This window comes from Mesorhizobium sp. B2-3-15 (assembly GCF_006442875.1).
GTDB lineage: Bacteria > Pseudomonadota > Alphaproteobacteria > Rhizobiales > Rhizobiaceae > Mesorhizobium > Mesorhizobium australicum.
Map to the genome: position 1 here is coordinate 171909 of NZ_VFVO01000004.1, position 12649 is coordinate 184557.

The window sequence follows — 12649 nt, forward strand, 5'->3', positions numbered from 1 at the left end:
ACCGGAGGGGTCAAGACCGCTCCTCCCCATCCTTTTGCGCCTTCATGTCAGGTCGGCATTCCAGTCGTCTAATTCTGGGCGCAGCCGCTCGGCGCTGCATCCGACCGCCTCGGCGAGCGCTAGAACCCTGCCGGCATAGACCTCGCCCTGGGCATTGTTGTCGGTGGCGGCGACGAGTTGGACACCTGCCCTGACAGCAAGCGCGTGGATCGCTGCGTGCGTACCCGGCGACCAGCCACCGGCCGTGCTGAGGTACAGAGTGTCGGGACGAAGCTGTTCCAGCGCAGCGAGACTTAGGGCGTCGATGGCCGCCTCGGTGACGCAGAGGCGGGACGCCTCCGGGCGGCCGAAGCGGAACAGTACCTTGGCACCGGCGGTGGCAAAGCCGCGCCAGTGCAGTCCACGTTCTTCCCAGCCGGTGACGGAGCCATCTGCATCAGTGTGCGCCGCCCACATGCTGCCATGCGGCCCCTCGCGCAGGAGACCGGCCATAACCGCGGCGCGCAGAATCGGCTCGGGGAGATGGCGACCGTCTCGCAGGTAGCGCCAAGTCGCCGATCCGAGCCATGGCTTGCGCCGGGCCTGCCAGCGATCTGCTATCGACAGTTCGGGCTGCCGCTGACGGAAGCTGCGCTGCCACACCGGCGCGGTAACCGCGATACCAACGAGGTCCGCGACTTCGTTGATCGCCGTGACGAAGGGAATGCCCTCGAGATGCTCAAGCAGCCCGAAGACATCTCCCTTGGCATCCGAGAGCGGGTCGAACCAGCCCTTGCCCTCGTGGATAACAATGATTATCGATGCGTCGCGGCGATATTTCATCGCCTTGCGCGTGCTTTCCTTGAGATCGAGGGCGAAGCCCGCGTGCTCAAGCACGGCGGCGCAGGGCACCTTGTCCTTCAGCTCTTCAAGCTTTACTTTTTCCATCTTCGCTCGCGCACCTTGTCGCGCTCCCTGTTTCGAGTCCGCCCAATATTCTCTGGACAGGGACCGGAGGCCGCGAAGAGCAAGGCAGGCAAGGGCGCGGGCGTGATGCGCATTTGTGCCGGGTTTGCGAGGCAGACGAGACCGCGGCGCCGCTTCCCTTGCCGGGCGCAGCACGCAAGCGGCAGCGATGACCAATGATTTCGGCAGCACTTCTCGTCAGCAACGCACACAGTGTGGATATGTCCGTTTTCGTCGAGGCGCGATCCGTGGCTCCTGGAGCGGTCACCTTGGCGCAGCGCGGCAACCCGGCCGCTGCCGGTGCCGGCCGGCAGCGCTACCTGTAACTGGCGCGCGCCATTAGGCCCCGACGCGGGTGCCCGGCATATTCTTGATTCCTAATGGAACAAAGAGCGCCAAGTCAGATTTGAAAAGGTCCGCTGGCTTTGGAGCCGCGGGTGGCTGCCCTCCGCCAGGCCGGCCTGCGCTGTCAGGCGCAGGCCACACGACGACAGGATTACACCCATGAAACGTCTCCCCCTTTTTCTGCTCAGTTTGGGCGCCATGATGATCCCCACAACACTGCTGGGTGCGGCGCAATGGGAGGGCTTTGGCATCAAGCATCTCGGGTTCGTATTCGACGTTCCCCCGGGGTTTGCACTTGCCCAACGCACCGATCAAGGGGCAGCCTTCGAAGGCCGACACAAAGCATTTCTTGCCGTCTGGGGGGCGCAACTCGGCAAGGCAAGCTTTCGCACCGAGATCGAGCATCGCATTGCCGTGAACGAGAACGACGGCTGGAAGGTGACCTATAAGCGAGTGACGCCGCAATGGGCCAGCTATTCAGGAGTGAAGGAGGGCCAGATCCTTTATGTCCGGGCTATCAAGATTTGCCGGAACAGAGCTGCATTGTTTACCGTCAACTATGCTCGCACCGAGAAGGTCCCTTATGATCCGCTTATCATTCGCATGGTCAAATCACTGAAGGTCCAGGGCTGCTGAGGGTCGGTTACATGGCGCGCCAGCCGAATTGCGTTTTAGAGACAGGCGGCTCGCTTCTGTGTCGAACCATGCAGAACGTCAGCAACCTCGTTGTCCCGTCGCCAATGCGCAGCACCGACTCCTCGGCCGCTCCTCAAGTTCAACGGATCGGCTACGCGCTGCCAGCGGCGTCCAGCGAGGTCGGTCACCTCGGGCTCGCCAGCGGCCACCTGATGCAAGGGGCAGCCGTAGGAGCGTCAGCCCTTGCGGCGCGCAGGCGCGACGCGGGACCGACTGCAACGACGAGACCGGTTAAAAGGGTAGCCTAAGGAGCGTCAGCATGGCGCCGCCGCAGGCGGGACGCGGGACAGACTACCCCCGGCCAGGAGTGCCGTATCGATTGCCGGAACGCTGCGCTGCGCGTTGGTCAGCCTTCTATGGCTCGGCCCGGCTGGGCTTCCTATGCAGAGGCGCGCGCTGACACGACCCCGAGAAGCTCTTGAAGCTCCCCCTTGGGCAGTGGCCTCGACAGTAGAAAGCCTTGGAGCTGGTCACAGCCGAGCTCGCGCAGGTAATCGCATTGGCTTTCGGTCTCGACCCCTTCGGCAGTTGTACTAAGTCCCGTCGCACGGGCCAGGTTGATAATCGCCTGAACGATGGCCTCGTCACCGTTGGAACGACCAAAGCCCTGCACGAAGCTTCGGTCGATCTTGATCCTGTCGACTTCCAGCGTCTGCAGTCTTCCCAAGGAGGAGAAGCCGGTGCCGAAATCGTCGAGTGCAAAGCGCACCCCGATGCTGCGCAGAGCCTCGATGTTGTTTCGGCATTCGCTCCGGCGCTCCGACAGAGCGCTTTCGGTAACTTCGATTTCGAGCCGCCGCGGGTCCATGTGCGTCTCCAACAAGATACTGGTCACCCGCATGGCGAAACTGGGATTATTCAGCTGCAGGGCCGACACATTCACCGCCAAGGTCTCGATGGGCCAGTCCGCCGCGTCAAGGCACGCCTGCCTGAGAACCAGTTCGCCAAGCTTTTCAATCAGACCGGTTTCCTCCGATAGCGGTATGAACAAATCCGGTGCAACCCAGCCCCGCTCCGGATCAGACCAGCGGGCCAGCGCTTCGACACCCGTCATCCGGTTTGTGTCAGCGTCGTATAGGGGCTGATAGTGGACCTGGATCCGACCGGTTGCATCCAGCGCGTTGCGCAGGTCTTGTTCCATGCCTTTGCGCATCGCCAGCGTCCGATCCATCTCATGCCCAAAGAAGGCGTAGCTGCTGCGGCCCCCCGCTTTGGCATGGTAGAGCGCCACGTCGGCTTTCCGCACCAACTCGACCGTGTCCAACCCGTCCTTGGGTGCAACCGCCACGCCGACACTCACGCCGACAAAGACTTGGATCCCGGCGACCTGAAACGGCCGACGGGCGGACTCGATCAAGTGCTCGCACAGCGCCTTGACCTCATCCTCGCCGCCGACCGAACGCTGAATGATGACGAATTCATCGCCGCTCAGACGCGCCACCGTGTCTCCTTCAGTCGTCAGCCGCCTTAGCCGGTCGGCGAATTCCCTGAGCAATTCGTCACCCGCTGGATGGCCAAAGCTGTCGTTGACCTGCTTGAAGCGGTCGAGGTCGAGGTAAAGAACCGCGAGCTGCTCGCCCGTCGACGGCAGGCGCGCCAATGCATCTGCCAGACGCTCGTTGAACTGACCGCGATTGGGCAGCGCGGTAAGCAGATCGTTATGAGCGAGGTGGTAGATCCGATCCTCGGTTTCGATCAGCTTTAGTGTCCGCCTGCGAAAGCCGACGAGGGCCATGATGACGCCCGCCAGCACCAGGCCGAACAAGGGGACGAGAACGGGCACGAGTTGAAAGAGGACAAATGCTCCGGGCCGGTACGGCCGCCAAACGAAGAAGCCGATAGTTCCAGATCGGTCGACAACGGGATAGGAAGCCTCTCCGGACGCAAGCTTATCGGCCCAGGAGAACCGCGCGCCATCGAGCAGATAGTCTTGGCGCAAGGCGGTGAGAAAACTGCCGTCGAGATAGCGAACGGCCACATGCAGGAATTCCTGGCCTGGCACCTGCGCGATGCGGCCACTGTCGGAAACCACGGGCTTGATGCTGACGACCGCGGGATGGCCGGCGACAACGGCCAGATCGGAGGCGCCTATGGTGAGCACCTGTTCCGTCACACCTTCGGTATCGCCTCGTTTCAACCTTGCCCTCAAAGTCTGGACCAGGGGCGTGGTGGTCGCGCGTATGGCGCGGTAGCTGCCCGGGTCAGCTGTCGACCCATCGGTGAACGCGTAGACCGGCGCATCATTGGCATCGAGAATATAAGCCTGGTCGTGACCGAAATAGGTGTGCATCCAGCTGCCGAGATTGGTATCGAGCCATTTCGCATCGCCGCTGCGCAGTGCGTTGACCGCGTCGTCCCAAACCGTGACGCTCTCCTGGTCGTGCGCTACTGCGCTCTCCAGCTTGGACGTGATCAGTCCAACCAGACTTTTCTGCCGCGCCGCGGCAACGTGGTCAGTCTGGATCGTGGACCAAAGCAATAGACCTGTCGCGGCTGCTGCAATGAGCAGTGTCAGCCCAATGACGGGCAAAGCCGTTCGCATCAGGAAGAGACGACCGGTCGGTTCGGCAAAATGTCGCAGCAGTTTCATGAGATCGCTATATAAGCGATGAACACTTCTGGACCGTTAAAAGGCCCTGCGCGACAAGGGGCCGCGCGTGCCCTGCCCGGCAGGCTTGTTCGGGGTCGCTACATCGCCGCGGAGCCGACGCGCCAGTCCGGCGACGAACAGGATGAAAACCGGCGAGAGCTGGACGAGGCGGCGGCAGCCACGGCATCTGAGACCACAACGTCAACAGCTTTTCAGATCAACTGATCCGCTTCTGGGATGGTCTACCACGACCTATCGCACGGTACAAAGCGCCTTGGGTTAAACTGTGAGGATAGGGATAGACGCGCGACGTGTCTGTCAGCAGGCACATCGCCATCCCGGATATATGCAATTTCGCTAAAATTATCGGAACTCATCGCGGTCCCACGTTTTGACTCCGATTCCAGGAGTTCGCGTGCGCATGAGCAAGACCGAATACCGCCTGTCATTCATCGAGTTCCAATCGCCAACGCTGGTCGAGAAAGCTCCTGACGGCGGCAGCTGGTTTCACGAGATCAAGTATGACGGCTACCGGACCCAACTCATTGTGGAGGGTGCAACAGCGCGAGCCTTCACGCGCCGGGGTTACGATTGGTCACATCGGTATAAGCGAATCGTTGAGACCGCCGCGAGCCTACCGGCAAAGTCCGCGATCATTGATGGCGAGGCTGTCGTTCTTGGCGAGACCGGGCTCCCTGACTACCAGGCCTTGGAACGGGAGCTAGGCAATCCGGCCTCGCCGAGGCTCATCTTCTATGCGTTCGACCTGCTTCATCTCAACGGCAGCGATCTTCGGCAGCAGCCGCTTTTGAAGCGCAAGGCGGCCTTGGAGAAGCTGCTCATGGGTTCAGCGCCGACGCTAACCTATGCAGAACATCTCGAGGTGAGCGGCATGGATATGTTCGCCCACGCCTGCCGTATGGGCTTGGAAGGCATAGTGTCAAAGCTTGCCGATTCCCCCTATCGCTCCGGCGTTCAGACAAGCTGGGTCAAGGTCAAATGCATCAAGAGCGACACCTTTCCTGTCGTGGCTTTCGTCGAGAAGCTTGGCGCTCAACCGCGCCGGATCGCCTCGCTCTACATCGGCAGGCGTGAAGGCGACCGGCTGCTTTATGCCGGCAAAGCCCAGAGCGGCTACAGCTTGAGCATCGCACGACAGCTCCGGGAGCGACTGGACTCGCTGATTGTCGACAAGCCGCCATTGTCGGAGCCGATCGACAAGCCCAAGGCCACCTGGGTTAGGCCGGACGTTCTGGCCGAGGTGCAGTTCAGCGGCGTCACCGACCGCGGCATCTTGCGCGAAGCAGTATTCAAAGGCCTTCGCGAAGATCTCGTCACGATGCCCGCAAAGCCGCTCGCCCCGTCGAAGCGGCGGAACAGGGCCGAGGGAGACGCAGTTCCCCGTGAGAACGTTCTTCAGCTGCTGCCGGACGCGATCTCGCCTTCCAAAGAAGCCCTTATGCACTACTGGGGACAGGTTGCCGAGCAAGCGCTGGTCCATCTCGGCCACCGACCACTGAAGCTGGTCCGCCACGCGAGCGGGACCACGTTCTATCACAAGGGCCTCTTGCCCGATGTGCCGGGCGCCGTGCATCAGCTGCGCGTCCAGAAGCGCGAGGGTGGGGAGGGCGTGCGGGTGTGGGTGGATGATCTCGCCGGTTTACTCGGGCTGGTCGAGATGGATGCTATCGAACTTCATCCGTGGAACGCCACCATCGACGACATCGAGCGGGCCGACCGCGTCGTGCTGGACCTCGACCCTGGCGAGGGCGTCGAGTGGGAGCAGGTGATCGAAGCGGCGCTGGCGCTACGTGACATCCTAGAGGCTTCAGGTCTGAAGAGTTGGGCCAAGGTCACCGGTGGCAAGGGCATCCATTTGATGGCCCCTCTTGAGACAAAGATGACCCACGACAACGCCCGGCAACTCGCCAAATCGCTTGCCCGGTGCCTCGCTGACGCTCATCCCCACCGCTACCTCCTGTCTGCTGCCCCGGCGGCAAGAACGGGACGTATTTTCATCGATTACCTTCGCAACGGGAGAGGCAACACGGCCGTGGGCGCGTTCTCTCCACGAGCACGCCTCGGATTTCCCATCGCACACCCTGTGACATGGGGCCAGGTTGAACGGGGGGTGCGTCCAGACGCCTTCACCATGGATCACCCGTTCAAGGCAGTCATCAGGAAAGCAGCCTGAGGTGAAGCCAGTGCGGCGTGCTTTGGCAGTGCTGTCCAATTTTGCTGCCCTTGCCGCCTCGATTCCGGCGCGGTAAGGGATCGTGCCGCTTCGGTCACGCATGAGGTCGCCGGGAGCCGAGCACTGCCGGAGCGGCCTCAACGCGGCAATTGTCATTGGCCCGATCCGCGCGCCTGCAAGGCTGGTGCAAGCGATCCCCTGCCGGAGCGGTCGGCGATTACTCCCGACGTGCATTGGCCCGATGGCTTCCGCAGCCGCGCTCGGCTGGAAACGACCATCATCTTCCTTGTCTGCGACTGGATACCACCATTTGTTATGGGGGGCATACGGGAAAAATGGCAACCAAAGACTGTGCAGAACTCGATTAGCCAACCCCTGCCTGCCTGATACGGATGCCTTCGGAAAAACCCGTCGTCCTCATCCTGGAAGATGAGGCCCTTATCGCTTTCGATATCGAGGCCGCGCTGAATGACGGTGGCTTCAACGCGGTTGTGCTGGCGTCATGTGCGGAAGGTGAAACCTTTTTGGCGGCAGCCCGACCAGACGCCGCCGTGCTGGATGTCTCGTTGAAGGACGGAGAATGCTCCGCCTTGGCAAAGACGCTCGTAGCTCGCGGCGTGCCGTTCATTGTCCACACCGGCAGTGACCCCCGTGGCCAAGGATGACGTATTCAGTCGCGGCATTGCGTTCGGCAAGCCATCCAACCCGGGCTGCCATCGCGGTCAGCTCCAATGACGGGGGCGCGCCCGATGCGCTTGCAGCCAACTTCGCCAAGTCGCCGATTAAGACAGGTTGATTGCGACGTTGCGCAGCAGCGCAACGGATTTTCGCATACCTTCCATCGGGGTCAGCATCATGTCCTCGTGCTCAATTGACAAGACGTCGTCGTAGCCAACCTGCTTGAGAGCGGTACAGAACTGCCGCCACCAGGTCTCACCGTGACCGTATCCTAGTGTGATGTAATTCCACGCTCGTTCGGCATAGAGTTGTGGTGGGCGCGGGTCCAGCGTGCCGTCGATGGCTGCGACGATGGGCTCGACCCGGGTATCCTTGGCGTGGACATAGTAGATGGCCGAGCCGAGCGTGCGAATGCCGGCAATCGGATCCGCCCCCATCCACAGCGAGTGACTGGGATCATAGTTGGCCCCGACCGTCTCTCCGACAGCGTCACGCAGCTTGAACAATGTCTGGACATTGTACACGGCCTGATGGCCATGCAGTTCCAAGCATAGCTTGTGAATGCCAAGGTTCTTTGAAAACGCCACGAGGTCGCGCCAGTAGGGAATGATCCGCTCCTCCCACTGATAGCGCTGGATCTTGAGGCATTCCGGCGGCCAATCGGTGATGATCCAGTTCGGGTTGGCGTCGCCCGGTCCGCCCGGCAAGCCTGACATCATGACGACACGGTCGATCTCCATCAGGCCGGCCAAGCGAATGGTGTCCTGTGTCACACCATGATGGAGTTTCCCCTGGGGGCCCGGGTGCAGTGGGTTGCCCGAGCAATTGAGCGCTGCAATCGTCAGCCCGTGATCCCGGATCTTGGCGACGAACTCCTTGCGCGCGGCAGCGCTCGCGAGCATGGCTTGCAGGTCGATATGGGGCGCCGACGACCAGTTTCCGCACGCGAACTCCAATGTCTGAAGCCCAAGCTCGGCGGAGGCGGCTAACATCTCGTCGAATGAGAGGTCGCCGAGGCTGTCCGTAATCATGCCGATCTTCATCGGAAGCTCCTCATTTCGGTTGATCTAAAACCTGACGGTCTCGAACCGGCCCGACTTGGCGGAGGCAAGCGCTGCCTCGCATAGGATCATCGCTTTGCGGCCGTCGCTTGCCGTGACGTCGGGCCGTCGCCCCGTTTCAACGCAGGTAATGAAATGATCGATCTCGGCCGCGTAGGACTCGGCATAGCGCTCGACGAAGAAGTAGTAGGGCTTGTCGCGCGATATCGCCTTTGCGCCTGACATTTCGACCGATGTCGGCACCCTGTTGCCGGCCCTCAGCATCCCGTCCGCGCCATGCACCTCGACGCGCTGGTCGTAGCCGTAGGCGGCCCTGACGCTGTTATTGATGTGACATTGCCGGCCCGACGCCGTGCGCAGCACGAACATCGCGGTATCGTAGTCCCCCAGCTTGGCATATTGCGGCGCGACAAGCGACGACCCGGTCGCGAAGAGCTCGACCGGCTCCTCGCCCAACAGGTTTCGTGCCATGTCGAAGTCGTGAATGGTCATCTCCCGGAAGACCCCCCCTCCTCCCGCCAGCGCTTCCTCGGTTTCCGGCTCCGGATCCCGGCTGGTGATGATGACCTGTTCGACGGCACCGATCTCGCCTTGCGCAAGTCGCGCCTTCAGCGCCCGAAAGCTCGGGTCGAACCGACGGTTGAATCCGATCTGAAAGGGCACAGCTGACTTCTCGACAGCCGCCAGACATTGATCGGTGCGCTGGAGATCGAGATCGATCGGCTTTTCACAGAAGATCGCCTTGCCGCTGGCGGCCGCGGCCATGGCCAGGTCGGCATGCGTTCTCGTCGCCGAAGCAATGAACACCATGCCGATTGATGGGTCGTTCATCACAGTCTGGGTGTCGGCGATCTCGGCCCCTGTCAGGGCCGAAACCTTCGATGCAGCCTCGGGGTTCGGATCGACGATGTAGCGCAGGCGCACGCGGGGGTGGCGCGCGAGGTTGGCCGCATGTACCTGGCCGATAAGGCCCGCTCCGAACAGACAGACATCGATCATCTCTTTGATTTTCCTAAAAGGCAGCATGGTGCCGGGGCGGCCGTCAGCCTGGCCGGGACAGCGACTGATTGACGTGAGCGGCTGCCCAGCCGGGTCGTCATTTCACGGCTCCCATGGTGAGTCCGCGAACCAGGTGGCGCTGCACCAGCAGCGCGAAGACGACGATCGGCAACGCGCCGATAACGCCGGCGGCCGACATCGAGGCCCAGTCGGTGTCGATGCGGCCGATCAGCGTGGCGGTGCCGCGCGGCATCGTCATCGCGCGAGGCGTGGCCGTCAGCGCCAGGGCGAACAGGAATTCGTTGAAAGTGACAAGCACGGCAAAGATGGCGGTCGCCGCGAGGCCGGGAGCTGCCAGCGGCAGCGTGATGCGCCGGAACGCACCGAAGCGGGAATCGCCATCGACCATGGCGGCTTCCTCGAGATCCACGGGGATCTCCCGAAAGAAGCTCTCCATCATCCAGACGCAGAAGGTGATGTTGAAGGCGGTGTAGGTGGCGATCAAACCCAACCAGCTGTCGAGCAGGCCGAGCTTGAGCATCAGCAGATAGACCGGGATCAGGATCACGACCGGGGGCACGATGCGCAGCGTCAGCAGGAACAGCCCGACCTTGCGCTCCATCATGAAAGGCAGGCGGAAGCGGGCGATCGCATAGGCGCCAAGGGTGCCGCCGAGCAACGCGATCGTCACGGAGAAGAACGTCACCACCAGCGAGTTGGTCAGATAGGCGCCGAACTGCTTATCGGTGAACAACCTGATATAATTGTCCAGCGTCGGACCGTGTGGATAGAGTGTGCCTTCCTGGGTGATCTCGCGATTGGATTTAAGCGATGTCGAGACAAGCCAGTAGACGGGCAAGAGCACGATGGCCAATACGGCACTCATCAACCCGATCCGCGCCAGACGATTGTTCATGACGCATCGACCCTGCGCAGAAGCCGCACGGCGCTCAGGGCCAGCGCAAGCACGACGAGCCCGATAGTGACGAACAGCGCGGCCGCATAGCCCGTCTGCTGGAATTTGAAGGCGGTGTCGTAGCCATAGATCGAAACCAGCCGCGTCGCCTCGCCCGGCCCGCCCCGGGTGAGCACGAACACCTGGTCGAACGTGCCGAAGGCCTCAATCGTTCGCAGCACGATGGCGATCGCCAGCACGGGCCGCATCATAGGAAAGGTAAGATCGGCAAACACCCGCCACGCGCCAGCGCCGTCGACGCGAGCGGCCTCGAAGGGTTCATGCGGCAGCGACTGCAGGCCGGCCAAAAGGATCAGGAACATCAGCGGCGTCCATTCCCAGACGTCGAGCACGACAAGGCCGATGAACGCCTTGACGGGATCTCCGAGAATTTGCACCTGGCCGCCGCCCATCCACTCGGAGACTGCCGTCAGCATGCCCGCGTCGCTGGCATAGATCAGCCGGAAGACGATGGCGACCACGACCGGCGTTATCACCATCGGGATAATCAGGATGGTTCTCAGCAGGCGAATGCCGCGAAATTCGCGCAGGCAAAACAGCGCCAGGGCAAAGCCCAGAATTGCCTCGAAGGTGACCGCCAGGGCGACGAATTTGACCGTCACCAAAAGCGAATTCAAAAACTGGGGATCGCTCCACAGTTTTATATAGTTCCCCATGCCGGCATCGGCGACCACCGAGCCATAACGATAGGCCTTGGTGCTGGCGCGCAGGCCGTCCCACAAGGGATAGACGAGCACGCCGAGCACGATCAGCACGCCTGGCGCGAGCATGAGATAAGGGAGGGCAAGGTCGAACCCCGCCCCCTGCAGACGGTACTTGCGGTTCTGCGCCCCGCGATTTGGCATCAGTAATAGCCGACTGACGACAGGTAATCCTTGACCTGCTTGGCGGCGGTGTCCAATGCGGCCCCGCCTCCCGAGCCAGCCTGCAGCGCCTTGTTGAGCTCGATGCCGAGCAGTTCCTCAACCTTGGCCCAATCTGGCGTGCGCGGCCTCGGCAGCGCGCCAGCGTCGAGCTGCTGCAAGGCGACGGGGATCAGCCGGTTGCCGGGCTTGGCGACGCCGAAGGCGCTCCGCTTGACCGGGATGGAACCTGCTTCGGACAGCTTGGCCTGGACGTCGGCGCTGACATACCATTTCAGGAACTCGATCGAGTTGGCTTTGTTGGGCGCCGATTTCGGAATGCCGGCAATGAAGATGCCCATCTGAGCGATCGCCGCCGTCTGTTTCGGCACTACGCCGAAATCGAGCTTGCCAGCCACCTTTGTCTGCGTCGGATCGTCGGCCTTCAGCGCATTGCCGGAATATTGGATGATTGCACCTGCTTCGCCGCCGAGGATCGCCGCGCCTTCCTGGTCCGAGTCGAACTCGACGACACCGCTCGGCGCGTTTTGCTTCATGGTGCCGACGAAGAATTCGGCCGAGGCTTTGCCTTGGGCGGAATTGAAGACCGGGTTCCACTTGTCGTCGAAGAAGGAACCGCCAAACGACAGGAAGACCGGGTACCAGCTGGTCACGATCGGATTGCCTGATACGCCGCGGAAGACGACCGGATATTTGATCTTGCCCGCCACCACGCCTGCCTTGCCTTTGGCGATGACCTCGTCCCAGGTTTTCGGCGCACCGCCTGTGTAGACATCGTTGCGGTAAGTCAGCGTCTGCAGATCGCCGACGAACGGCACGCAGATGAGCGCCGGCGCGGCGGTTTCAAAACCCTTCACGCGCGGGCCTTTCTGAGGCGGCCAGTAGCCCATGTCGATCATCGAGCCGATCCAGTCCTTGTCGCCGCCATCGATGCCGGCCGCTCCAAGATCCTCGAGCACATTGGCGGCGCCGAACTGCGGCACCCATGGATCGTCGAGAAGATAGAGGTCGTACTGGCCGGCGCTGTTCTTGGCGTCGGCGAACCACTTCTCGAGCGTTACGCCGTATTCATCCTCGAGGAATTCGATGTCGAAGCCAGCATCCTTGGCCAGTGGGATGATCTTCTGTTTGAACGGCGTCAGGCCGCCATCGGCGAAGGCGCCAATGATCACCTTCTTGCCAGCGGCGCTCGCCGGGACAGGCAGGCCGAGGGCGGTAAGGGCCGTCGTGGCAAGTGCAAGGCCAATTCCCCCCTTGAGCACGGAACGGCGAGTAAGTCTGCTAATGCTGGACTGCGTCATT

10 protein-coding genes are annotated in these 12649 nt (G+C 61.9%); 3 read left to right on the forward strand and 7 right to left on the reverse strand.

Annotation, left to right across the window (positions count from 1 at the left end; genetic code table 11):
* Positions 1–42: 42 nt before the first annotated feature.
* Entirely contained in the window at positions 43–927 is an 885-nt protein-coding gene (locus tag FJ954_RS10350) for a DUF3991 and toprim domain-containing protein (RefSeq protein ID WP_140620440.1), read from the reverse strand.
* 522 nt (positions 928–1449) lie between these two features.
* On the opposite strand from FJ954_RS10350, the gene FJ954_RS10355 reads away from it, so the two are divergent.
* Positions 1450–1926 (forward strand): hypothetical protein, encoded by a 477-nt coding sequence (locus tag FJ954_RS10355; protein ID WP_140661269.1) that lies wholly within the window; start codon positions 1450–1452, stop codon positions 1924–1926.
* A gap of 439 nt (positions 1927–2365) precedes the next feature.
* On the opposite strand, the gene FJ954_RS10360 is transcribed toward FJ954_RS10355, so the two are convergent.
* Positions 2366–4576 carry an EAL domain-containing protein gene (locus FJ954_RS10360; RefSeq protein ID WP_140661270.1) on the reverse strand — a complete coding sequence of 737 codons (2211 nt, stop codon included), beginning with the start codon at positions 4574–4576 and terminating at the stop codon, positions 2366–2368.
* 421 nt (positions 4577–4997) lie between these two features.
* Here FJ954_RS10360 and ligD point away from each other — a divergent pair, with 421 nt between their 5' ends.
* Together ligD and FJ954_RS10370 are read left to right on the forward strand one after the other, a co-directional pair.
* Positions 4998–6770: a DNA ligase D gene (ligD, locus tag FJ954_RS10365; protein WP_140661271.1), complete on the forward strand. Its 1773-nt coding sequence runs from the start codon at positions 4998–5000 to the stop codon at positions 6768–6770.
* A gap of 392 nt (positions 6771–7162) precedes the next feature.
* Positions 7163–7435, forward strand: a complete 273-nt coding sequence (locus tag FJ954_RS10370) for a response regulator (protein WP_140661272.1) — start codon at positions 7163–7165, stop codon at positions 7433–7435.
* A gap of 117 nt (positions 7436–7552) precedes the next feature.
* Here the strand turns inward: FJ954_RS10370 and FJ954_RS10375 are convergent, their stop codons facing one another.
* From FJ954_RS10375 to FJ954_RS10395, 5 genes are all read right to left on the reverse strand, one after another.
* On the reverse strand, positions 7553–8491 hold the full coding sequence (locus tag FJ954_RS10375) for a sugar phosphate isomerase/epimerase (RefSeq protein ID WP_140661273.1): 939 nt from the start codon (positions 8489–8491) through the stop codon (positions 7553–7555).
* 24 nt (positions 8492–8515) lie between these two features.
* The gene (gene iolG / locus FJ954_RS10380; protein ID WP_140620452.1) at positions 8516–9508 is read right to left on the reverse strand and encodes an inositol 2-dehydrogenase; all 993 of its coding nucleotides are present in this window, start codon (positions 9506–9508) and stop codon (positions 8516–8518) included.
* Between the two features lie 97 nt (positions 9509–9605).
* A complete protein-coding gene (locus FJ954_RS10385; protein WP_140620454.1) occupies positions 9606–10424 on the reverse strand; it encodes a carbohydrate ABC transporter permease in 819 nt (272 codons plus the stop codon).
* The gene (locus tag FJ954_RS10390) at positions 10421–11329 is read right to left on the reverse strand and encodes a sugar ABC transporter permease (protein WP_140661274.1); all 909 of its coding nucleotides are present in this window, start codon (positions 11327–11329) and stop codon (positions 10421–10423) included. Before FJ954_RS10390 ends, FJ954_RS10385 begins: the two co-directional genes overlap by 4 nt.
* On the reverse strand, positions 11329–12648 hold the full coding sequence (locus tag FJ954_RS10395; RefSeq protein WP_181172992.1) for an extracellular solute-binding protein: 1320 nt from the start codon (positions 12646–12648) through the stop codon (positions 11329–11331). Before FJ954_RS10395 ends, FJ954_RS10390 begins: the two co-directional genes overlap by 1 nt.
* Position 12649: the final 1 nt, after the last annotated feature.

Bases quoted from the DNA above. Each gene is read 5' to 3' on its own strand.
- FJ954_RS10390 (WP_140661274.1), bottom strand. From the start codon at position 11,329: ATGCCAAATCGCGGGGCGCAGAACCGCAAGTACCGTCTGCAGGGGGCG.
- FJ954_RS10385 (WP_140620454.1), bottom strand. From the start codon at position 10,424: ATGAACAATCGTCTGGCGCGGATCGGGTTGATGAGTGCCGTATTGGCC.
- FJ954_RS10375 (WP_140661273.1), bottom strand. From the start codon at position 8,491: ATGAAGATCGGCATGATTACGGACAGCCTCGGCGACCTCTCATTCGAC.
- iolG (WP_140620452.1), bottom strand. From the start codon at position 9,508: ATGATCGATGTCTGTCTGTTCGGAGCGGGCCTTATCGGCCAGGTACAT.
- ligD (WP_140661271.1), top strand. From the start codon at position 4,998: ATGAGCAAGACCGAATACCGCCTGTCATTCATCGAGTTCCAATCGCCA.
- FJ954_RS10355 (WP_140661269.1), top strand. From the start codon at position 1,450: ATGAAACGTCTCCCCCTTTTTCTGCTCAGTTTGGGCGCCATGATGATC.
- FJ954_RS10370 (WP_140661272.1), top strand. From the start codon at position 7,163: ATGCCTTCGGAAAAACCCGTCGTCCTCATCCTGGAAGATGAGGCCCTT.
- FJ954_RS10350 (WP_140620440.1), bottom strand. From the start codon at position 927: ATGGAAAAAGTAAAGCTTGAAGAGCTGAAGGACAAGGTGCCCTGCGCC.
- FJ954_RS10395 (WP_181172992.1), bottom strand. From the start codon at position 12,648: ATGACGCAGTCCAGCATTAGCAGACTTACTCGCCGTTCCGTGCTCAAG.
- FJ954_RS10360 (WP_140661270.1), bottom strand. From the start codon at position 4,576: ATGAAACTGCTGCGACATTTTGCCGAACCGACCGGTCGTCTCTTCCTG.